We start from the raw sequence: 21877 nt of genomic DNA on the forward strand, positions 1-21877 counted from the left end.
CCACAACGGTTCCGCGCTAAACCAGCTCCACGTCCACCACGCCCTTGATCGCCTTCATGGCGCTGGCGATCTGCGGGCTGACGCGGTAGCGGTCGGGTAGTTCGATCTCCACCTCGCGCAGGCCGTTCTCCTTGATGACGATGAGGCTGACCTGCCCGTCGCCGCGCGTCGTCAGATGCGGCGTGATCTGCTTCAGCGCCTCGCTCGAGCGCAGATAGAGCCGCAGCGCCTTCTGGATGCGGCTCGCCTCGTCCTCCAGCGACTGGACGGTCTGGATGCGCAGGCTGATCCCCTCCGGCCGGTTCTCCGCCGCGACCGTGATCACCACCGATTTGCCCGACTCGAGCAGGTCGCGGTATTGCGCGAGCCCTTCGGAGAAAAGCACCGCCTCGAACTGTCCGGTCGCATCCGACAGCTGCACGATGCCCATCTTGTTGCCGGTGCGGGTCTTGCGCTCCTGCCGGCTCGTCACCGTGCCGGCCAGCCGCCCGGCGCTGGCGCCGCGCTTGACGGCGTTGGAGAAATCGGCCCAGCTCTGCACGCGCATTTTCTCCAGTACCGAGCGGTACTCGTCGAGCGGATGGGCGGAGAGATAGAAGCCGACCGCCTGGAACTCGCGATGCAGCTTTTCCGATGGAAGCCAGGGCGTTGCGACGGGAAGCTGCAGCTTCTCCTTGGGACCGCCGCTTGCCCCGAAAATATCCGCCTGGCCGCTGACGGCGTTTTCCTGCGTGCGCTGGGCATGGCCCATGATGCGGTCGAGCCCGGCGCTCATCGCCTCGCGGTCGCGCTTGAAGCAATCGAGCGCGCCTGAGTTGATCAGGCTTTCCAGAACCCGGCGGTTGACGACGCGCGGATCGATGCGCTCGCAGAAATCCTCTAGGCTCTCGTAAGGCTTCTCCTGCCGCTTCTCGACGATGTGGTCGACGGCGGCCTCACCGACGCCCTTGATCGCGGCGAGCGAATAGAAAATCCTGTTCTCGCCCACCTCGAACGGCCGGAAGGAGCTCGTGACCGAAGGCTGCACGACCTCGATGCCGAGGCGTTCCGCCTCGCGGCGGAAATCGTTGAGCTTGTCCGTGTTGGACATATCGTAGGTCATCGAAGCGGCGAGGAACTCGACCGGATGATGCGCCTTCAGATAGGCGGTCTGGTAGGAGACGATGGCGTAGGCGGCCGCGTGCGACTTGTTGAAGCCATAGTCGGCGAATTTCGCCAGCAGGTCGAAGATCATGTTCGCCTGCGCCTTGCCGACGCCGCGCTCGACTGCGCCATCAACGAAGCGAATGCGCTGCTTGTCCATCTCCTCACGGATCTTCTTGCCCATGGCACGGCGCAAGAGATCCGCTTCGCCGAGCGAATAGCCGGCAAGCTCCTGCGCGATCTGCATCACCTGTTCCTGATAGACGATGACGCCCTGCGTCTCCTTCACCAAGTGATCGATCTTCGGATGGATGGAGGCGACCTCCTCCTCGCCATGCTTGCGGGCATTATAGGTCGGGATGTTCTCCATCGGACCGGGGCGATAGAGCGCGACCAGCGCGATGATATCCTCGATGCGGTCCGGCTTCATGCCGATCAGCGCCTTGCGCATGCCCGCGCTTTCCACCTGGAACACGCCGACCGTCTCGCCGCGCGACAGCATCTCGTAGGTGAGCTGGTCATCGAGCGGCAGGTTGGAAAGATCGATCTCGATGCCCTTTCGGGCGATGAGCTGCACCGCCGTCTGCAGGACCGTCAGCGTCTTCAGGCCGAGGAAGTCGAATTTGACCAGCCCCGCCTGCTCCACCCACTTCATGTTGAACTGGGTGACCGGCATGTCGGAGCGCGGGTCGCGGTACATCGGCACCAGCTCCGACAGCGGCCGGTCGCCGATGACGATGCCCGCCGCGTGGGTCGAGGCGTGGCGGTAGAGCCCTTCGAGCTTCAGGCCGATATCGAGCAGCCGCCCGACCACCGGCTCCTTGTCGCGCTCCTCGATAAGCTTCGGCTCGCCCTCGATCGCCTGGCCGAGCGTCACCGGATTGGCCGGGTTCTGCGGTACCAGCTTGCAGAGCCTGTCCACCTGGCCATAAGGCATCTCGAGCACGCGCCCGACATCGCGCAGCACGGCGCGGGCCTGCAGCGTACCGAAGGTGATGATCTGCGCCACCTGGTCGCGGCCATATTTGCGCTGAACGTAGCGGATGACCTCGTCGCGCCGATCCTGGCAGAAATCGATATCGAAGTCCGGCATCGACACGCGGTCGGGATTCAAAAAGCGCTCGAAGAGCAGCGAGAAGCGCAAGGGATCGACGTCGGTGATGGTGAGCGCATAGGCGACCAGCGAGCCGGCGCCCGAACCGCGCCCCGGCCCGACGGGGATGCCTTGCGCCTTCGCCCATTTGATGAAGTCGGAAACTATCAGGAAGTAGCCGGGAAACTTCATCCGCGTGATGATGCCGATCTCATATTCGAGACGCTCGGCATATTGCTCGCGCGTATAGCCCTCGGCCATCCCCAGGGTCTCGATGCGCCGCTCGAGGCCTTCGCGCGCCTGGCGGGCCATCTCGTCGGCTTCCGCCTTGAGGGCTGCCTCCGGATCATCGGCCTCGCCGGTAAAACGCGGCAGAATGGGCTTGCGGGTCTCTGGATAATAACAGCAGCGCCGCGCGATCTCGACGGTATTCTCCAGCGCCTCCGGCAGGTCGGCGAAGAGCGCCGCCATCTCGGCCTGGCTCTTCAGATAGTGATCCGGCGTCAGCCGGCGGCGCTCGTCGGAGGAGAGCAATTGCCCTTCGGCGATGGCGAGCAGCGCGTCATGCGCCTCGAAATCGGCGCTCTCGCGGAAGAAAGCCTCATTGGTCGCCACCAGAGGCAGAGCATTCGAATAGGCAAGCTCGACCATGCGCGCCTCGATCATCCGGTCATAGCCGGCGGGACGCTGCAGCTCGACATAGAGACGATCACCGAACAGGGAGTGCAGATAACGCAGCCGCTGCTCCGCGCGGTCGGCCCGCTCTGCGGCTAGCGCGCGGCCGATTGGCCCGAGTGCTGCGCCGGTCAGCGCGATGATGCCTTCCGAATGGCCTTCCAGCCAGCCGGCTTCGATATGCACAGGATCGCCGGGCGCCGTATCGAGATAGGCGCGGCTGACGAGCCGTACCAGATTGGCATAGCCCTCCTCACTGGCGGCGATCAGCACCATGGGCGCCAGCCCGAGCGCATCGCGCCTCGAAGCGCTGCGGCTGTCATCGCCACTGTCGCCGAAGCCGATATCGAGCTGGCAGCCGATGATCGGCTGCACACCATCCTTGACGGCTTTCTGGGCGAATTCCAGCGCGCCGAAAAGATTGTTGGTGTCGGTGATGGCAATGGCCGGCGCATCGTCCTTGACCGCGTGGCCGATGATCTTGCCGACCTGCAGTGCACCCTCAAGCAGGGAATAGGCGGAATGGACCCTCAAATGGATGAAACGCGGGCCGGATGTTCCATTGGCCCCGTTCGGCTCACCCGTTCCTGCCTGTGCCATGCCGTCTGCCACTTCGCTTCCCCAATTGACGCGTCCGGCGACTCTCGGCCGCCTCAGCATTCAGTCTTAGGGATCGTGCGCGGCATGTCCAGACAAAGCCGCGCCTGTTACAGGCAGTTAACAGTCTACCGGCGGGAAATACCTCAGATCGCACTGACCCAGATGGCGAAAGTTGCAATGAACAGGCTGACGGAAACGAAGGACAAGACATCCTGGAAAAGATCGGGCATCGGTGAACTCCTCTCTGTTCGCGTATGTTTAGTTTTTGTTCCATTTTTGTTCTAAAGTCAAGCAAGTTTTCCCCGCTGTTTTTCGCTCATGGTTTGCGAAGGGTTAATGGGATTGGGAGGCTTTCTTCGCCTTGGCGCGGTCACCTTGGATGGAAACGCCGGCGGGACAGCGCGCCCCTCTGCCCTGCCGGGCATCTCCCCGAGGGAGCCGTCGCCGCGAGCCACGTTCCCGCGAGAAGAACTGAGGGCAAAGATTTGGGCAGAGCGGGAAGTGTAGGATAAGGTTTTGGAAGAAGGGTTTCGTTACGAGCGCTTTTATCGTTCCGGAATGGATCCTCGGATCAAGCCCGAGGATGACGACTGTGAGGAGGAAGGCACCTCAATAGCAGGCGCTGCGGCTGACACGAATTGGCAGGCGCTATGGCAGGAGACGAATGTTTCCATCCCTCCTATCGTCATCCTCGGGCTTGATCCGAGGATTCATTCCGGACCGTCTGATACATCACCAAACTCAACCCGAGGACCAATGGCTGAGGGCGGAAGGCCCCCAGTTAACTCCCTCAGATATCGACGACCTTGCCGTCCTTCAGCGTCACGCGACGGTCCATGCGGGCGGCGAGCTCGTGGTTGTGGGTGGCGATCAGCGCGGAAAGGCCGGATTGGCGCACCAGCGCTTCCAGCGCGTCGAAGACGTAACCGGCCGTCTGCGGGTCGAGATTGCCGGTCGGCTCGTCGGCGAGAAGCACCAGCGGCGCGTTGGCGACGGCGCGGGCGATCGCCACGCGCTGCTGCTCGCCGCCGGAAAGCTCCGACGGGCGGTGCGAGGCGCGTGGGCCGACCTTCATGTAATCGAGAAGCTGCTGCGCCCGCTCGGCGGCCGCCGCCGGGGAGAGCCCGCGCACCATCTGCGGGATCATCACATTCTCAAGCGCGGAGAATTCCGGCAGAAGGTGATGGAACTGGTAGACGAAGCCGACATCGTTGCGGCGGATTGCGGTACGCTCGTCATCGGAAAGCGCACTGCAGGACCGGCCGTCGAGGATGACATCGCCCTTGTCAGGGTGCTCGAGCAACCCGGCGGTATGCAGAAGCGTGGACTTCCCAGCGCCGGAAGGCGCGACAAGCGCCACCATCTCGCCGCGCTGAAGCGAAAAATCGGCATCCTTCAGGATGACCAGCTCGCGCCCGGCCTCATGATAAGCGCGGTCGACGCCGGTGAGCTTCAGAATAGGGTTGCGAAGCTGTTTGTTCGCCATCACTCATACCTCAGGGCTTCGACCGGATCGAGCGCGGCGGCGCGCCAGGCCGGGAAAAGCGTGGCGAGGAAGGAGAGCGCCAGCGCCATGACGACGACGGAGATCGTCTCGCCGGGGTCCATCTTGGCCGGCAGCTGGCTCAGGAAATAGAGCTCGGGATTGAAGAGCGTGGTGCCGGAAAGCCAGGAAAAGAATTCGCGGATGCGCTCGACATTCAAACAGACGACAATGCCGAGCACCACGCCGGCCAGGGTGCCGGCGGTGCCGATGGCGGCCCCCGTCATCAGGAAGATGCGCAGGATGGCATTGCGGGTCGCGCCCATGGTGCGCAGGATTGCGATGTCCCTGCCCTTGTCCTTAACCAGCATGATCAGGCCGGAAATGATGTTGAGCGCCGCGACGAGCACGATCAGCGTCAGGATCATGAACATCACGTTGCGCTCGACTTCCAGCGCGGAAAAGAAGGTCTGGTTACGCTGGCGCCAGTCGGTCAGGAGGAGCTGGCGGCCGGCGACGTCCTCGACAGGCTTCTTCAGCGCATCAACATTATCCGGATTGTCGGCGAAAATCTCGATCGACTGCACCTTGCCTTCCTGGTTGAAGAAGAGCTGCGCCTCGGTCAACGGCATGAGAACGATCGTGGCATCATATTCCGACATGCCGATCTCGAAGATGGCCACGATCTTGTAGGATTTGACCCGCGGATTGACGCCGAAGGGCGTGACATCGCCTTCCGGCGAGACGATCGTCAGGCTATCGCCGACAGCGAGCCCGAGATTTTGGGCCATGCGGGTGCCGATAGCGACACCGCCGCTCTCATCGAAACCCTCGAACGTGCCCTGCCTCACATTGTCTGCGACGAGTTTCAATTTGGCGATATCCTCGCCGCGCAGGCCACGCACCAGGGCGCCGGAACCGGCGCCGACATTGCCCTGGACCAGCGCCTGGCCTTCGACCAGCGGAATGGCGAAGGAGACGCCCGGAATGGCATCTATGCGCTTGATCAAATCGGCATAGTCATCGAGCGGCCGGTCCATGGGCTGCATGATCAGATGGCCGTTGATTCCGAGGATGCGGGTCAACAGCTCGGCGCGGAAACCGTTCATCACCGCCATGACGATGATCAGCGTCGCGACGCCGAGCATGATACCGGTGAAGGAGAAGCCGGCGATGACCGAAATGAACGCCTCGCGGCGGCGGGCGCGCAGATAGCGCCACGCGATCATCCGCTCGAAGGCGGAAAAAGGGCCGGAGCCCTGCCTTGTCGCAGCCGCCGATTCGCTCATCAGGCCCCCGCCAGTCTGTTGATCGCGGCCTCGATCGAGAGCGTCTCGCGCGCGCCCGTCGCCCGGTCCTTGATCTCGACCTCGCCGCTAGCTACGCCGCGCGGGCCGACGATGACCTGAACCGGCAGGCCGATCAAATCCATCGTGGCGAATTTCGCGCCGGCGCGCTCGTCGGTGTCATCGAGCAGCGGGTCGAGCCCGGCCTTGGTCAGCGCCTGATAGAATTTTTCCGAGACGCTGTCGCAGGCCTCGTCGCCCGCCTTCATATTGACGATGCCGACGCCGAACGGGGCGATCGCCTTCGGCCAGATGATGCCGTTCTCGTCATGTGAGGCCTCGATTGCCGCGGCCACAAGACGCGACGGGCCGATGCCGTAGGAGCCCATGGAGACCAGATGCTCCTTGCCGTCGGGGCCCTGCACCTTGGCACCCATGGGTTCTGAATATTTCGTGCCGAAATGGAAGATGTGGCCGACCTCGATGCCGCGCGCGGACACCTGATCCTCCGGTTTGACCTTCGCCCAGGCCGCCTCGTCATGCATCTCGTCGGTCGCCGCATAAGGCGCCGTCCAGCGATTGACGATATCGGTCAGTTGCTGATCATTGCGGAAATCGGTGTCCGCGCCCGGCACCGCGAGATCGAGATAGGCGCGGTCGCAGAAGACCTGGCTTTCGCCCGTATCGGCCAGGATGATGAATTCATGGCTCAAATCACCGCCGATCGGGCCGGTATCGGCGCGCATCGGGATCGCCTGCAGGCCGACCCGCGTGAAGGTGCGCAAGTAAGCCACGAACATGCGGTAATAGGCCATCTTCGCGCCCTCATAATCGAGGTCGAAGGAATAGGCGTCCTTCATCAGGAATTCGCGCGAGCGCATGACGCCGAAGCGCGGGCGCACCTCGTCGCGGAACTTCCACTGGATGTGATAGAGATTGAGCGGCAGGTCCTTGTAGGAACGGACATAGGAACGGAAGATGTCCGTGACCATTTCCTCGTTGGTCGGGCCGAACAGCATGTCGCGCTCCTGGCGGTCCTTGATGCGCAGCATCTCCTTGCCGTAGGCGTCATACCGGCCGCTCTCGCGCCAGAGATCGGCCGACTGGATGGTCGGCATGAGGATTTCGTTCGCCCCTGCCCGGTTCTGCTCCTCGCGGATGATGTCGCAGACCTTGTTCAGCACCTTGAGGCCCATCGGCAGCCAGGAATAGATGCCGGCGGATTGCTGGCGGATCATGCCGGCACGCAGCATCAGCCGATGCGAGACGATTTCCGCCTCTTTGGGATTTTCCTTGAGAATGGGCAAGAAGTAACGCGAAAGACGCATGGGACCACCGAAACAGAAAAGCCTGAGTGCTTGAAGAATCAGGCGAAAGCATGAGCAGGGTTAGGCGTTTCTAGCGGCTTCTCATCCCGTTGGGAACCCGGCAAGAAAATGCTCTTTCAAACGTCAGCCGGCAAAAGGCATAGCGGATTGCGTCGTGATTAATCACAATGTGAAAAATTGAAAAAATTTGCGTGACAATCCGTAAGCACTCCGCTATTTTTTTAAGCATAAAGAGAAAGCAGGTATGAAACTGCTTTCCTACGCGGTCAAAGTCTTGGGAGGATGCGATCTCGGCGCGATATTCCGCAGCCGCCGACTACACGGATATGAGATCGGACGCGTATTCAACTGCAAGGCGCAAGCCTTGCTTTTTTTTTGCAAATTCAAGCAATAATCCCGGTTTTCTGCGGTTGCGGGTGAGCTGCCCTGGTCCGATGGGGCGGTGGCAGGACGCCCGTTTGGCCTGCATGCGGGTTCAAAAGAAAAAGCCGCTGGCGAACGGCGGCTAAACTACACTATTTTTGTGGGAAAATCCTGCGGGATTTCAAAACGATAGGAATGCGACCCGCTATCAGCGCCGATGGCGCGGCATCCGCTTTACTTAAGCTCGGGAAAGAAACGCGGAATATCGTCAAGACCGAAGCCGGCGACCTGCGTCAAGTAATAAAAGGCCGCGAAAATGATCGTGGAGACGATGGTGGTGCGGAAAAACGCCAGCCAGATGCGCGGCCGCGCTGGCGCGCTGGCGGTCGTGCCGAGCGTGATGTCGCCCTCTTCGGCCTGTGTGCGCAGACCGATCGGCAGCATCGCGAAGAGCATCACCCACCAGATGATGAAATAGATTGCCAAAGCCGAACCAATACCCATGTTCACACCTGTTCCAGTTCAATGAGCGTGCCGTTGAAATCCTTGGGATGCAGGAACAGCACCGGCTTTCCATGCGCGCCGATCTTCGGCTCGCCGTCGCCCAGAATGCGCGCGCCCTCGCTCTTCAGGCGATCCCGCGCCGCGATGATATCCTCCACCTCATAGCAGAGGTGATGCATGCCGCCAGCCGGATTCTTATCCAGAAAGGCCCGGATTGGCGAGTCTTCCCCCAAGGGTTCGAGCAATTCGATCTTGGTGTTGCCGACATCGACGAAGGCGACGGTGACGCCATGCTCGGACAGCGCCTGCGGCACACTCGGCTCGACGCCGAGCGCCGTGCGGTAAAGCGCGGCCGCCGCCTTAAGATCGGGCACTGCGATTGCGACATGATTGAGGCGGGTGAGCATGGTTAGTGTTCTCCACCTTGAACCGGAAAGGCTGGCAGGACAGCGCCCCCCTCTGGGCTGCCGCCCATCTCCCCCGCAAGGGGGGAGAAGATTATGCCTTCATGGAGGTTCGGCGCCAGCCGCAGACGTTGCCGAACAAGCGCCTTGGGCAGTGTAAGCCAATCTCCCCCCTTGCGGGGGAGATGTCCGGCAGGACAGAGGGGGGCGCCTAGGGATTCCATCAAAGTTTCCCCTTACACCCTCGTCAAAAACACCGTCACGACGGGTTTCTTGCCCCAGACCTCGTTGGCGGCGGCGCGCACGGCGCGGCGAACCGCCTCGCGCAGCACCTCGATATCCCTGCGGCGGGCGCGCGGAATGCTTTCGACGGCGCTCACGGCCGCATCGAACAGGATATCCTCCATCAGGTCGCCGCCGGCATCTGCTTCCGGCAGGCCAATAGGCACCAGATCGGGATCGCCGACGATGTTGTAATTGCCGTCGACGAGGATCGAGACCGCGACATGGCCGACATAGGAGAGCTTGCGGCGCTCGGTAATGCCAACTTCGTCCTCGTCGCCGATCAGCTTGCCGTCCTTGAAGACGCGGCCGAAGGGCGCCTCGTCGATGATCTCCGCCGGCCCCGGCGCGAGTCGGAGCATATCGCCATTGCGCACCTGCGCCACTTCAGGGATGCCTTCCAGGGCGCCGAGGGAGCCCTGCGCCACCAGATGCGCGGCCTCGCCATGTACGGGAACCAGTATCCTGGGCCTCACCCAGGAATACATGCGCTTCAGCTCGTTGCGGCGCGGATGGCCGGAGACGTGCACGAGAGCGTCGCTATCGGTGATGATCTTGACGCCCTGCTCGATCAGCAGGTTCTTCGTCTCGATGATCGCCTTTTCATTGCCGGGAATGGTGCGGGAGGAATAGATCACCGTGTCGCCCGGCGAAAGCGCCACGCTGCGCATCTCGTCGCGCGCCAGCTTGGCGAGCGCGGCGCGCGACTCGCCCTGGCTGCCCGTCAGGATGAGCACCACGTTCTCGCGCGGGATATAGCCGTAATCCTCCTCGGACAGGAATTCCGGCAGGCCCTCCATGTAGCCGAGGTCGGAGGCGACCTCGATCGCCCGCTTCATCGATCGGCCGAGGACCAGCACCTGGCGTCCGGCATCTCGCGCGGCCTCGGCGATCGAGCGGATACGCCCGACATTGGAGGCGAAGGTGGTGATGGCGACGCGGCCGCGGGCATTCTCGATCAGCTCACGCAGGGATTCGCCGACCTGCCGTTCGGAGGGCGACTCCCCTTCCCGCATGGCGTTGGTGGAATCGCAGACGAGCGCCAGCACGCCCTCGTCTCCGAGTTCGCGGAAGCGGTCCTCGTCGAGCAGCGGCCCGAGCGAGGGTTCGGGATCGCTCTTCCAGTCGCCGGTGTGGATGACGGTGCCGAGCGGCGTGGTGATCGCCAGCGACGCCGGCTCGGGGATGGAATGGGTGACCGGGATCGCCTCGATCTCGAAGGGGCCGACGGAGAAGGTCTCGCCGACACGGTAGAGCGTCACCGGGATTTCGGGCGCGTTCTGCTCCGCCTGGCGCTTGGCTTCCAGCAGTCCGGCGGTGAAGGGCGAGGCATAGACCGGCACTTTCAGGCGCGGCCAGAGATCAAGCAGCGCGCCGTAATGGTCCTCATGGGCGTGGGTGATGACGATGCCCTTGAGATTGTGGCGCTCGGCCTCCAGAAAGCGGATGTCCGGCAATATCAGATCGGCGCCCGGCAGTTCCGGTCCGGCGAAGCTCACACCCATATCCACAACGATCCATTCGCGGTCGTCTTCCGGTCCGTAGCCGTACATGGCGAGATTCATGCCGATTTCGCCAACGCCGCCTAGCGGCAGAAAGACGAGTTCCGCGGATTTGGGTTGAGGCATTCAGGCTCCTCGCAAAGTTTTCACGAATACTTGCATTGTTTGCAAACGCTTAACACTGGGGGATTACCCAATGCTACCCCTACGTTGTCCCCGTCGCCGTCATTCTCGGGCTTGTCCCGAGAATCTACTGACAAAAGACAGGCGCGAACCAACGTCAGCGACTTGTACGCGCAGGAAGCAGCGAGAAGGCCAGTTCTGCCATGGCAGTAGGATTCTCGGGACAAGCCCGAGAATGAAGGCGGAGAGGACGCGCTATCCCGCACTCGCAGACGCCACGGCGCCGAAATGAACGTCACCGGCGGCGATGCGCACTCGCTCTCCGTTCTCATCACGGATGACGAAACGGCAGTCCTCGTCGATGGTTTCGAATATGCCGCGGATGACGCGGTCGTCCACCCGCACGGACACTTCACCGCCGAGACCCGCGGCTCGCTCAAGCCATCGCAAACGGATTTTTCCAAGCCCCCGCCCCTCGTTCCACAGCGCATAATTCTCCCGCCAGCTATCGGAGAGCGCGAGGAACAGGGTTTCGGCATCGCAAGCGCTGCCCAGCGCCTGAAAGGACGTTGCGGGATATGGCAGGTCCTCGGGATGGGAAACCACGTTGACGCCGATCCCCACGGCAATAGCAAAACGGGCTTCGGATAAAAGCGACGATTCCAGCAGAATGCCGGAAAGCTTGGCGCCATCGACCAGCACGTCGTTAGGCCATTTGAGGCCGATGCGGGCGGAGGCGAGCGAGGGCGTCCCGGAAAAGACGGCGTCGAGCGCGTCGGCGAGCGACAGCCCGGCGACAAAACCGAGCGTCGCCGCCGTTTTCAGCTCATAGGTCTCTACGAGGAGCAGCGTGGCGGCCAGATTGCCTGATGGTGTCGCCCAGGCGCGTCCACGCCGTCCACGCCCGCTTTCCTGACGCTTCGAAACAACCCAGAGCTTGCCCGGATCGCCCGATTGTGCGCGGTCAAGTGCGACGGCGTTGGTGGAGCCGACCGTGTCGAAGGCTTCCAGGCGATAGCCGCCCCGGCCGGCGAGTGGTGAGAGGGAGAAGGTCATAGTGGGAAGGCGGGCTCCAAACACCCCCCTCTGCCCTGCCGGGCATCTCCCCCACAAGGGGGGAGATTGGCTGACAGGACATACCGCCCATACTCTGTGACGTCTGCGATTGGTGACGAACGTTTATGAAGGCATAATCTCCGCCCTTGTGGGGGAGATGCCCGGCAGGGCAGAGGGGGGTACTGTCCCGTCAGCCCATCCATTTCTTTAAAAGAACGACTTCGCCGCAGCGTCGGCGATCGCGCCGATCGGCCCGCCGATCAAGACATAGAGCAGGACGAAAGCTCCTGATACACCGAGCACCAGCCGCAGTTCTCCGGCCACCGGCACGAAGCCGCCGGCGGGTTCGTCGAACCACATGATCTTGATCAGGCGCAGGTAATAGAAGGCGCCGATGACGGAGCTGACGATGCCGATGACGGCGAGCGGATAGAGACCGGCCTCGACGGCGGCGAGGAAGACATACCATTTCGCCCAGAAGCCGGCGAGCGGCGGAATACCGGCCAGCGAGAACAGGAAGATGGTCATGATCGTCGCCATCACAGGATTGGTTCGCGACAGGCCCGCCAGATCTTCAATCTGCTCGACATTGCCGTCCTTGGTGCGCATGGCGAGGATGAAGGCGAAGGTGCCGAGTGTCATGACGAGATAGATGAGCATATAGAGCGCGACGCCGCGCACGCCCGTCGTGGTGCCGGCGGCAAGGCCGACAAGCGCGTAGCCGACATGGCCGATCGAGGAATAGGCCATCAGGCGCTTGATGTTGCGCTGGCCGATCGCCGCGAAGGCGCCGAGCAGCATGGAGGCGATCGAAATGAAGATGATCACCTGCTGCCAGTCCTGCGTGACCGGCTCGAATGCGCCCATCACCACGCGCACGACGAGCGCCATGGCCGCCATCTTCGGTGCTGCGGCGAAGAAGGCCGTCACCGGCGTCGGCGCGCCTTCATAGACATCCGGCGTCCACATATGGAAGGGCACGGCGGAAATCTTGAAAGCGAGGCCGGCGAGCACGAAGACCAGGCCGAAGACGAGGCCGAGCTGGCGCTCGCCGCCGGAAAGGACCGCGGCGATCTCACGGAAGCCGATCTGGCCGGTAAAGCCATAGACCAGCGAGATGCCGTAGAGCAGCATGCCTGATGAAAGCGCGCCCAGCACGAAATATTTCAGGCCTGCTTCCGTCGAGCGGACGCTGTCGCGGTTGATCGCCGCCAGCACGTAAAGCGAGAGCGACTGCAATTCGAGGCCGAGATAGAGCGTCAGCATGTTGCTGGCCGAGACCATCAGCATCATGCCGAGGGTGGCGAGCAGGATCAGCACCGGGAATTCGAACCGGTCGAACTTCTCCGCCTTGGCGAAACCGACGGACATGACGAGGGTGACGAGCGAGCCGATCAGCGTCAGCACCTTCATGAAACGCCCGAAACCATCGCTGACGAAGGCATCGCCGAATGCGTTCCCGTTATCGGGAAAGAGGATGACGAGCGCCAGCGCGCCAACCAGCACGGCGACAGCAAGGCCGGTCACCAGCGTGTTCGCCCGCTCGCCGGAAAAGACCCCCACCATCAGAAGCACCAGCGCTCCGGCCGCGACGAACAGCTCGGGAGCCGCGAGCGTCAGTTGAGCAATCAGATCGGTCTGCATCGGCCTTCGCCTCTTTACTAGTGCGCCAGCGCAAGGCTGGCGGCTGCGGCCAGCGATGCGTTGTATTGGTTGACGAGCGCGTTCACGGCGGTTGCGGTCGCGTTGAAGACCGGAGCCGGATAGACGCCGAAGAATATGGTGAGAGCCACGAGCGGGTAGAGGATGACCTTCTCGCGCGGCGAGAGATCGAGCAGCGCCTTCAGGCTTTCCTTGTCGAGCGAGCCGAAGATCACCCGGCGATAGAGCCACAGCGCATAGGCCGCCGACAGGATCACGCCGGCTGCCGCGAAGAACGCCACCCAGCTATTGACCTGGAACACGCCGAAAAGGGTCAGGAATTCGCCGATGAAGCCCGACGTGCCGGGCAGACCGACATTGGCCATCGTGAAGATCATGAAGGCGACGGCATATTTCGGCATGTTGTTGACGAGGCCGCCATAGGCCGCGATCTCGCGAGTGTGCATGCGGTCATAGACGACGCCGACGCAGAGGAAGAGCGCGCCCGAGACGATGCCGTGCGACAGCATCTGGAAGATCGCGCCCTGCACGCCCTGCTGGTTGGCGGCGAAGATGCCCATCGTCACATAGCCCATATGGGCGACGGAGGAATAGGCGATCAGCTTCTTGATATCCTCCTGCACCAGCGCCACCAGCGAGGTGTAGATGATCGCGATCACCGACAGGGTGAAGACGAACGGCGCGAGCTCGGCGGAAGCAAGCGGGAACATCGGCAGAGAGAAGCGCAGGAAGCCGTAGCCGCCGAGCTTCAGGAGAATGCCCGCCAGGATCACCGAACCGGCTGTCGGCGCCTCGACGTGCGCGTCGGGAAGCCAGGTATGGACCGGCCACATCGGCATCTTCACCGCGAAGGAGGCGAAGAAGGCGAGCCACAGCCAAGTCTGCATGGACGCGGGGAAGTTATACTTCAACAGCTCCGTGATATCCGTCGTGCCGGCCTGCCAGTACATCGCCATGATGGCGATCAGCATCAGCACGGAGCCGAGCAGCGTATAGAGGAAGAACTTGAAGCTGGCATAGACGCGGCGCTTGCCGCCCCACACGCCGATGATGATGAACATCGGAATGAGGCCCGCCTCGAAGAACACGTAGAAGAGCACGATGTCGAGCGCGCAGAACACGCCGATGATCAGCGTTTCCAGGATCAGGAACGCGATCATGTATTCCTTGACGCGGAAATCCACCGACTGCCAGCTCGCCAGGATGCAGAACGGCATCAGGAAGGCGGAGAGCACGACGAACAGCATGGAGATGCCGTCGACGCCCATATGGTAGGAGATGCCGGAGCCGAGCCAGTCATGCTTCTCGACCATCTGGAAGCCGGCGTTCGCATTGTCGAACGAGCCCCAGACGACGAGCGAAAGAATGAAAACGAACAAGGTCGTCAGCAGCGCGACATTGCGGATGTTGCGGCGTGCGGCTTCGCTGTCGTCCTTGATCAGCAGGATCAGGAACGCGCCGACGAGCGGCAGAAAGGTGACCGTTGAGAGAATTGGCCAGTCGGTCATCAGAAAGAGCTCCCGAGCATCATCCAAGTGACGAGCGCGGCGACGCCGATAAGCATCGCGAATGCGTAGTGATAAAGGTATCCGGACTGCAGCTTGACGACCCGGTTGGTGACATCAACGACCCTGGCAGAAATGCCGTCCGGGCCGAAGCCGTCGATCAGCCAGCCATCGCCGCCCTTCCACAACAGGCGGCCGAGCGCCTTGGCGGGACGGACGAACAGGAAGTCGTAGAGCTCGTCGAAATACCATTTGTTGAGCAGGAACTGGTAGAGGCCGGGATGGCGGCGCGCCAGTTCCTTCGGCGTTTCCGGCGAGCGGATATAGAAGATCCAGGCGATGACGAAGCCGATCGCCATTGCGACGAATGGCGCGATCTTCACCAGGAACGGCACGTGATGATACTCTTCGAGGATCTCGTTTTCGGGTCCGGTGAAGAGCGCGCCCTTCCAGAACTCGACGTAATGATGGCCGAAGAAATAATCGTGGAACAGGAAACCGGCCAGGAGCGCGCCGAGCGCCAGCACGAACAGCGGCACCAGCATGACCGGCGGCGATTCATGCACATGATGCATGACATCGGCGGTGGCGCGCGGCTTTCCGTGGAAGGTCATGAAGATCAGGCGCCACGAATAGAAGCTGGTGAACAGCGCCGCGACGACCAGCAGAACGAAGGCGTATCCCGCCGCCGGGGCATGCGAGGCGTAGGAGGATTCGATGATCGCATCCTTGGAGAAGAAGCCCGCCGTGCCGATGGAGGTGAAGGGAATGCCGAGACCCGTCAGCGCCACCGTGCCGATGATCATCATCCAGTAGGTGGTGGGGATCAGCTTGCGCAGGCCACCCATGCGGCGCATGTCCTGCTCGTCGGAGACGGCATGGATGACCGAGCCCGCGCCAAGGAACAGAAGCGCCTTGAAGAAGGCGTGGGTGAAGAGGTGGAAGATGCCCGCGCCATAGGCGCCGACGCCGAGCGCCACGAACATGTATCCGAGCTGCGAGCAGGTCGAGTAGGCGATGACGCGCTTGATGTCGTTCTGTACGAGACCCACGGTCGCCGCGAAGAAGGCGGTGGTGGCGCCGATGATGGTGACGAAGGTGAGCGCGGTCTGCGACAGCTCGAACAGCGGCGACATGCGCGCTACCATGAACACGCCTGCTGTCACCATGGTTGCGGCATGGATGAGCGCGGAGACGGGCGTCGGGCCCTCCATGGCGTCGGGAAGCCAGGTGTGCAGCAGGAACTGTGCCGACTTGCCCATCGCGCCCATGAAGAGGAGCAGGCAGACGATAGTGATCGCGCCCTGCCGGTCGAGCGAATAGCCCAAGAAATTGAGAACCGCCTGCCCTGCCTCAGCGCTGCCTTCAGCGGGCAGATATTGCGCCGCGGCAGCGAAGATCGTGTCATAATTGACGGCGCTGAACAGCACGAACACGCCGAAGATGCCGAGCAGGAAGCCGAAATCACCGACACGGTTGACGATGAAGGCCTTCATCGCGGCGGCATTGGCCGAGGGCTTCTTGTACCAGAAGCCGATCAGCAGATAGGAGGCGAGACCGACGCCTTCCCAGCCGAAGAACATCTGCACGAGATTATCCGCCGTCACCAGCATCAGCATGGCGAAGGTGAAGAGCGAGAGATAGGCGAAAAAGCGCGGCCGGTTCGGATCGTGGTGCATGTAGCCGATCGAATAGATATGCACCAGCGCCGAGACGGTGTTGACCACGACCAGCATGACGGCAGTCAGCGTGTCGATGCGGAAGGCCCAATCGAAGGTGAGCGCGCCGGAGTTGACCCAGTGCAGCACCGGAATGCGCAGCGTTTCACCATGGCCGAGCGCCACCTGGAAGAAGGCGACCCAGGAAAGGGCCGCGCTGATCACCAGGAAGCCGGAGGTGATATACTCGCAAGCCTTGACGCCGAGCTGCTTGCCGAGAAGCCCGGCAGCCAGAAAGCCCAGAAGCGGAAGGAAGACGATCGCGTAATAGAGCATTTGCCCGTCAACCTTTCATGACATTGACGTCTTCCACCGCGATGGAGCCGCGGTTGCGGAAGAAAACAACGAGAATTGCCAGACCGATGGCGGCCTCGGCGGCCGCGACGGTGAGAACGAAAAGCGCGAAGACCTGTCCGACCAGATCGCCCAGCGCTGCGGAGAAGGCGACGAAATTGAGGTTCACGGCGAGAAGGATCAATTCAACCGACATCAGGATGACGATGACGTTCTTGCGGTTCAGGAAGATGCCGAAGACGCCGAGCGTGAACAGAACGGCCGAGACGGTCAGATAATGTGCGATACCGATTTCCATCATATGTTTCCCGTCTGTTTACCCTCAGATACCCTTGCCCGTTTCGACCTGCTTGACCTCGATCGCGGTGGCCGGCGTGCGCGCCACCTGCGCCGGGACCGACTGGCGCTTGACGCCTTCCTTGTGCCGCAGCGTCAGCACGATCGCGCCGATCATGGCGACCAGCAGCACGAGGCCGGCGATCTGGAAGAAGAAGACATAGTTCGTATAGAGGATGTCGCCGAGCGCAGCGGTGTTGGTGCGCGTCGCCATATCCGGGATCGGCTGCGCCGTCGCCTGCCCGAGCTGCGGCGCAAAGACCGATCCGCCGAGCACGACGATCAGCTCCGCCGCCAGGATGATGCCGACCAGCGCGCCGATCGGCGCATATTGCAGCGCGCCGCTCTTCAATTCCGCGAAATCGACGTCGAGCATCATGACCACGAAGAGGAAGAGGACGGCCACCGCGCCGACATAGACGACGAGGAGGATCAATGCCAGGAACTCGGCGCCGGCCAGCAGGAACAGCGCGGCCGCGTTGAAGAAGGCAAGGATCAGGAACAGCACCGAATGCACGGGATTGCGCGCCGCAATCACCATGAAGGCGCTCGCGATCATGATAAAGGCGAATAGGTAGAAAAACGCCGCCGCTAGACCTGTCAGCATGGGGGTTCCCCGACTGTTCCAATTTTCGCGCCGGACACCCGACGCGATCGTTATATTTCAATGTCGCCTTCCGCCGAGGCCTAGAGGCCCGACGGTGGGACATCCGTTCATTTACACCCCCCTATACCCCTCTTTTGGGGGGCGTACAGGGGTGTTTGGGGATACTAAATCCCCGTGTTTTTGCCACCAACCGTACTCAGCGGTACGGTGCATCCATGGCGATGTTGCGCGCGAGCTCGCGCTCCCATCGGTCGCCGTTCGCGAGCAGCTTCTCCTTGTCGTAGTAAAGCTCCTCGCGCGTCTCGGTCGCGAATTCGAAATTGGGGCCCTCGACGATGGCGTCGACCGGGCAGGCCTCCTGACAGAAGCCGCAATAGATGCACTTCACCATGTCGATGTCGTAGCGCACCGTGCGGCGGGTGCCGTCATTGCGGCGCGGGCCAGCCTCGATTGTGATGGCCTGCGCCGGGCAGATCGCCTCACAGAGCTTGCAGGCGATGCAGCGTTCCTCGCCGTTGGGATAACGGCGCAGCGCATGCTCGCCCCGGAAGCGCGGGCTGACCGGGCCCTTCTCGAAGGGGTAGTTCAGCGTCGCCTTGGGCGAGAAGAACTGGCGCATGGAAAGGAAGAACGCACCGACAAACTCCTGCAGAAGGAGCGATTTTGCGGCTTGAGCAAGTGAAGCCATATTCAATCTCCTTATGCCAGACCGGTGATCTTGAGGAAGGCGGCGGTCGCGATGACCATGAACAGCGAGATCGGCAGGAACACCTTCCAGCCCAGACGCATCAGCTGGTCATAGCGGTAGCGCGGCACGAAAGCCTTCACCATAGCGAACATGAAGAAGCAGAAGCACAGCTTCAACATGAACCAGATCACGCCCGGCACCCAGTTCAGGAACCACACGTCGAGCGGCGGCAGCCAGCCACCGAGGAAGAGGATGGTGGTGAGCGCGCACATCAGCGTGATGGCGACATATTCGCCGAGGAAGAACAGAAGGAACGGCGTCGACGAATATTCGATCATGTGACCGGCGACGAGTTCCGATTCCGCCTCGACCAGATCAAAGGGCGGACGGTTGGTCTCGGCAAGTGCCGAAATGAAGAAGATGACGAACATCGGGAACAGGCCAAGCCAGTGCCAGTCGAGGAACGAGCTTGGCAGGCCCATCATCGTGCCGAGGCCGGTGTTCTGCGAAAGCACGATATCCGTCAAATTGAGCGAGCCGACGCAAAGCAGCACCGTGACGATGACGAAGCCGATGGAGACCTCGTAGGAGACCATCTGCGCCGCCGAACGCAGCGCGCCGAGGAACGGATATTTCGAGTTCGACGCCCAGCCGCCCATGATCACGCCATAGACCTCGAGCGAGGAGATGGCGAAAATATAGAGAATGCCGACATTGATATTGGCGACCGCCCAGCCCTCATTGACCGGGATCACCGCCCATGTGGCCAGCGCCAGGACGGCGGAGACGAGCGGGGCGAGCAGGAACACCGCCTTGTTGGCGCCCGACGGAATGATCGGCTCCTTGACGACGAACTTCAAAAGATCGGCGAATGCCTGGAACAGGCCCCAGGGGCCGACGACGTTCGGACCGCGGCGCAGCTGCACGGCGGCCCAGATCTTGCGGTCCGCATAAAGCAGATAAGCCACGACGATGAGCAGCACGACGAGCAGTACGACCGACTTCAACGCGATAATCAGCGTCGGCAAGACGAAGTTTACGAAAATACCGTCCATTTTTCCGTTTCTTTCCCTGCCTATTCGGCTGCCTGCTGGAAGCCGCCCTGGGCGAGTGCGGAACACTCGGCCATGACCGCCGATGCCCGCGCGATCGGGTTCGTCAAATAAAAGTCTTTGATCACGGAAGCAAATGCGCCTTTGCCCGAACCGGCCTTTTTCGCGCCAAGTGCGACAATATCGTCCGCTTGTGCCTGCTCGATCGCATCGATCCGGGCGAGATGCGGGTGCTCAGCATAGAGCAACGCACGCAATGCGGCTAGCGAATCGAATGGCAGTCTGTGGCCGAGCACGTCCGAAAGCGCGCGGAGAATCGCCCAGTCTTCCTTGGCCTCGCCCGGCGCGAAGCCGGCGCGGCTCGTCATCTGTACGCGGCCTTCCGTGTTCAAATAGGTGCCGGACTTCTCTGTATAGGCGGCACCCGGCAGGATAACATCGGCGGCATGGGCGCCGGCATCGCCATGGGTGCCGATATAGACGGTGAAGGTGTTGTCCTTGCTTGACAAGTCAAGCTCGTCCGCGCCGAGCAGGAACAGGACATCGAGACCGCCCACCATTTCCGCGGCCTTCTTGCCCCCCTCGCCCGGCACGAAGCCGATGTCGAGACCGCCGACCCGCGCCGCAGCCGTGTGAAGCACGGCAAAGCCGTTCCACCCTTCGCTGACGGCGCCGACCTTCGCCGCCAGCTTGGCGGCGAGGACCAGCGCGTCCATGCCGTTCTCGCCTGTAAGCGCGCCCTGGCCGATCAGGATCAACGGGCGCTTGGCGTTTTCGAGAACGGAATAGAACTCGCCCTTGCCGCCAGCCAGGCCGCGCAGCGTGTCCATGCCGGCGCCGAGATAGGCGTAGTCATAGCGCAGATCCGCTTCCTCGCCGATCAGGCCGATCGGGAAATTGCCCTGACGCTGGCGCTTGCGGATGCGGGCGTTCAGCACCGATGCCTCGAAGCGCGGGTTGGAGCCGACGATCAGCAGCGCATCGGCATCCTCGATGCCTTCGATGGTCGGATTGAAGAGATAGGAGGCGCGGCCGAGCGACGGGTCGAGCGCCACGCCGTCCTGCCGGCAATCGATATTGGCGGAACCGAGCGAGGCGAGAAGGCCTTTCAGCGCATACATCTCCTCGACGCTGGCGAGATCACCGGCAACCGCGCCGATCCGCTCGCCAGAGGTGGCGAAAACCTTGGCGGCGATGGCCGCGAAAGCTTCCGGCCAAGTGGCGGCCTGCAGCCGGCCATTGCGGCGGACATAGGGGCGGTCGAGGCGCTGGGTGCGCAGGCCATCCCAGATGAAGCGGGTCTTGTCGGAGATCCACTCCTCGTTCACCGCGTCGTTAACGCGCGGCAGGATGCGCATCACCTCGCGGCCACGCGTGTCGACGCGGATCGCCGAGCCGACCGCATCCATCACATCGACGGATTCGGTCTTGGAAAGTTCCCACGGACGCGCCTGGAAGGCATAAGGCTTGGAGGTCAGCGCGCCGACCGGGCAGAGATCGATGACATTGCCCTGCAATTCGGAGGTCATGGCGCGTTCGAGATAGGTGGTGATCTCGGCGTCCTCGCCGCGGCCGATGAGGCCGAGCTCGGAAATGCCGGCCACTTCCGTGGTGAAGCGGACGCAGCGCGTGCAGTGGATGCAGCGCGTCATGATCGTCTTGACCAGCGGGCCGATATATTTGTTCTCGACGGCGCGCTTGTTCTCACGATAGCGCGAACCATCGGCGCCGAAGGCCATGGCCTGGTCCTGCAGGTCGCATTCGCCGCCCTGGTCGCAGATCGGGCAATCCAGCGGATGGTTGATCAGCAGGAACTCCATCACGCCTTCACGGGCCTTCTTGACCATCGGCGTGTTGGTGAAGATCTCCGGCGTCTCGCCATTCGGGCCGGGACGCAGGTCGCGCACGCCCATGGCGCAGGAGGCGGCGGGCTTCGGCGGGCCGCCCTTCACCTCGACCAGGCACATGCGGCAATTGCCGGCAATGGAAAGACGCTCGTGGAAGCAGAAGCGCGGCACTTCTGCCCCCGCCTCCTCGGCTGCCTGAAGGAGCGTGTAGTGATCGGGAACCTCGATCTCTCTGCCGTCAACCTTGATCTTTGCCATCGTTTGTCCAAACCCGCGGCCCGCGCCGCATTCTTCAATCAGTCTTCAAACCGGCGGATACCGCCTTG

16 protein-coding genes are annotated in these 21877 nt (G+C 62.3%); all 16 read right to left on the reverse strand.

Annotated features, from left to right (window positions below; translation table 11 throughout):
* Positions 1–16: 16 nt before the first annotated feature.
* Positions 17–3511, reverse strand: a complete 3495-nt coding sequence (dnaE, locus tag ATN84_RS11930) for a DNA polymerase III subunit alpha (protein ID WP_068881831.1) — start codon at positions 3509–3511, stop codon at positions 17–19.
* Between the two features lie 790 nt (positions 3512–4301).
* Positions 4302–4997, reverse strand: a complete 696-nt coding sequence (locus tag ATN84_RS11935) for an ABC transporter ATP-binding protein (protein ID WP_068881832.1) — start codon at positions 4995–4997, stop codon at positions 4302–4304.
* Entirely contained in the window at positions 4997–6283 is a 1287-nt protein-coding gene (locus ATN84_RS11940) for a lipoprotein-releasing ABC transporter permease subunit (protein ID WP_068881833.1), read from the reverse strand. Before ATN84_RS11940 ends, ATN84_RS11935 begins: the two co-directional genes overlap by 1 nt.
* Positions 6283–7608 (reverse strand): proline--tRNA ligase, encoded by a 1326-nt coding sequence (gene proS / locus ATN84_RS11945; protein ID WP_068881834.1) that lies wholly within the window; start codon positions 7606–7608, stop codon positions 6283–6285. Before proS ends, ATN84_RS11940 begins: the two co-directional genes overlap by 1 nt.
* A gap of 597 nt (positions 7609–8205) precedes the next feature.
* Positions 8206–8475, reverse strand: a complete 270-nt coding sequence (locus ATN84_RS11950; protein ID WP_068881835.1) for a DUF1467 family protein — start codon at positions 8473–8475, stop codon at positions 8206–8208.
* A gap of 2 nt (positions 8476–8477) precedes the next feature.
* Positions 8478–8882 carry a methylmalonyl-CoA epimerase gene (gene mce / locus ATN84_RS11955; protein WP_068881836.1) on the reverse strand — a complete coding sequence of 135 codons (405 nt, stop codon included), beginning with the start codon at positions 8880–8882 and terminating at the stop codon, positions 8478–8480.
* A gap of 233 nt (positions 8883–9115) precedes the next feature.
* Positions 9116–10789 carry a ribonuclease J gene (locus ATN84_RS11965; protein ID WP_068881837.1) on the reverse strand — a complete coding sequence of 558 codons (1674 nt, stop codon included), beginning with the start codon at positions 10787–10789 and terminating at the stop codon, positions 9116–9118.
* 252 nt (positions 10790–11041) lie between these two features.
* The gene (locus ATN84_RS11970) at positions 11042–11842 is read right to left on the reverse strand and encodes a biotin--[acetyl-CoA-carboxylase] ligase (protein ID WP_068881838.1); all 801 of its coding nucleotides are present in this window, start codon (positions 11840–11842) and stop codon (positions 11042–11044) included.
* Between the two features lie 207 nt (positions 11843–12049).
* Positions 12050–13486 (reverse strand): NADH-quinone oxidoreductase subunit NuoN, encoded by a 1437-nt coding sequence (nuoN, locus tag ATN84_RS11975; RefSeq protein ID WP_068881839.1) that lies wholly within the window; start codon positions 13484–13486, stop codon positions 12050–12052.
* A 17-nt stretch (positions 13487–13503) separates the two neighbouring features.
* Positions 13504–15012: an NADH-quinone oxidoreductase subunit M gene (locus ATN84_RS11980; protein WP_068881840.1), complete on the reverse strand. Its 1509-nt coding sequence runs from the start codon at positions 15010–15012 to the stop codon at positions 13504–13506.
* The gene (gene nuoL, locus ATN84_RS11985) at positions 15012–17003 is read right to left on the reverse strand and encodes an NADH-quinone oxidoreductase subunit L (protein ID WP_068881841.1); all 1992 of its coding nucleotides are present in this window, start codon (positions 17001–17003) and stop codon (positions 15012–15014) included. Before nuoL ends, ATN84_RS11980 begins: the two co-directional genes overlap by 1 nt.
* A 7-nt stretch (positions 17004–17010) precedes the next feature.
* Positions 17011–17319 carry an NADH-quinone oxidoreductase subunit NuoK gene (nuoK, locus tag ATN84_RS11990; RefSeq protein WP_068881842.1) on the reverse strand — a complete coding sequence of 103 codons (309 nt, stop codon included), beginning with the start codon at positions 17317–17319 and terminating at the stop codon, positions 17011–17013.
* A 24-nt stretch (positions 17320–17343) separates the two neighbouring features.
* The gene (locus ATN84_RS11995; RefSeq protein WP_068881843.1) at positions 17344–17964 is read right to left on the reverse strand and encodes an NADH-quinone oxidoreductase subunit J; all 621 of its coding nucleotides are present in this window, start codon (positions 17962–17964) and stop codon (positions 17344–17346) included.
* A gap of 196 nt (positions 17965–18160) precedes the next feature.
* Complete coding sequence (nuoI, locus tag ATN84_RS12000; protein ID WP_068881844.1) at positions 18161–18652, reverse strand: NADH-quinone oxidoreductase subunit NuoI; 492 nt, start codon at positions 18650–18652, stop codon at positions 18161–18163.
* A gap of 11 nt (positions 18653–18663) precedes the next feature.
* On the reverse strand, positions 18664–19707 hold the full coding sequence (nuoH, locus tag ATN84_RS12005; protein ID WP_068881845.1) for an NADH-quinone oxidoreductase subunit NuoH: 1044 nt from the start codon (positions 19705–19707) through the stop codon (positions 18664–18666).
* A gap of 20 nt (positions 19708–19727) precedes the next feature.
* On the reverse strand, positions 19728–21809 hold the full coding sequence (gene nuoG, locus ATN84_RS12010) for an NADH-quinone oxidoreductase subunit NuoG (protein WP_068881846.1): 2082 nt from the start codon (positions 21807–21809) through the stop codon (positions 19728–19730).
* Positions 21810–21877: the final 68 nt, after the last annotated feature.

Source organism: Paramesorhizobium deserti (genome assembly GCF_001558695.1).
In the GTDB taxonomy this organism is placed as follows: Bacteria; Pseudomonadota; Alphaproteobacteria; order Rhizobiales; family Rhizobiaceae; genus Paramesorhizobium; species Paramesorhizobium deserti.

Bases quoted from the DNA above. Each gene is read 5' to 3' on its own strand.
- dnaE (WP_068881831.1), bottom strand. From the start codon at position 3,511: ATGGCACAGGCAGGAACGGGTGAGCCGAACGGGGCCAATGGAACATCC.
- ATN84_RS11935 (WP_068881832.1), bottom strand. From the start codon at position 4,997: ATGGCGAACAAACAGCTTCGCAACCCTATTCTGAAGCTCACCGGCGTC.
- ATN84_RS11940 (WP_068881833.1), bottom strand. From the start codon at position 6,283: ATGAGCGAATCGGCGGCTGCGACAAGGCAGGGCTCCGGCCCTTTTTCC.
- proS (WP_068881834.1), bottom strand. From the start codon at position 7,608: ATGCGTCTTTCGCGTTACTTCTTGCCCATTCTCAAGGAAAATCCCAAA.
- ATN84_RS11950 (WP_068881835.1), bottom strand. From the start codon at position 8,475: ATGGGTATTGGTTCGGCTTTGGCAATCTATTTCATCATCTGGTGGGTG.
- mce (WP_068881836.1), bottom strand. From the start codon at position 8,882: ATGCTCACCCGCCTCAATCATGTCGCAATCGCAGTGCCCGATCTTAAG.
- ATN84_RS11965 (WP_068881837.1), bottom strand. From the start codon at position 10,789: ATGCCTCAACCCAAATCCGCGGAACTCGTCTTTCTGCCGCTAGGCGGC.
- ATN84_RS11970 (WP_068881838.1), bottom strand. From the start codon at position 11,842: ATGACCTTCTCCCTCTCACCACTCGCCGGCCGGGGCGGCTATCGCCTG.
- nuoN (WP_068881839.1), bottom strand. From the start codon at position 13,486: ATGCAGACCGATCTGATTGCTCAACTGACGCTCGCGGCTCCCGAGCTG.
- ATN84_RS11980 (WP_068881840.1), bottom strand. From the start codon at position 15,012: ATGACCGACTGGCCAATTCTCTCAACGGTCACCTTTCTGCCGCTCGTC.
- nuoL (WP_068881841.1), bottom strand. From the start codon at position 17,003: ATGCTCTATTACGCGATCGTCTTCCTTCCGCTTCTGGGCTTTCTGGCT.
- nuoK (WP_068881842.1), bottom strand. From the start codon at position 17,319: ATGGAAATCGGTATCGCACATTATCTGACCGTCTCGGCCGTTCTGTTC.
- ATN84_RS11995 (WP_068881843.1), bottom strand. From the start codon at position 17,964: ATGCTGACAGGTCTAGCGGCGGCGTTTTTCTACCTATTCGCCTTTATC.
- nuoI (WP_068881844.1), bottom strand. From the start codon at position 18,652: ATGGCTTCACTTGCTCAAGCCGCAAAATCGCTCCTTCTGCAGGAGTTT.
- nuoH (WP_068881845.1), bottom strand. From the start codon at position 19,707: ATGGACGGTATTTTCGTAAACTTCGTCTTGCCGACGCTGATTATCGCG.
- nuoG (WP_068881846.1), bottom strand. From the start codon at position 21,809: ATGGCAAAGATCAAGGTTGACGGCAGAGAGATCGAGGTTCCCGATCAC.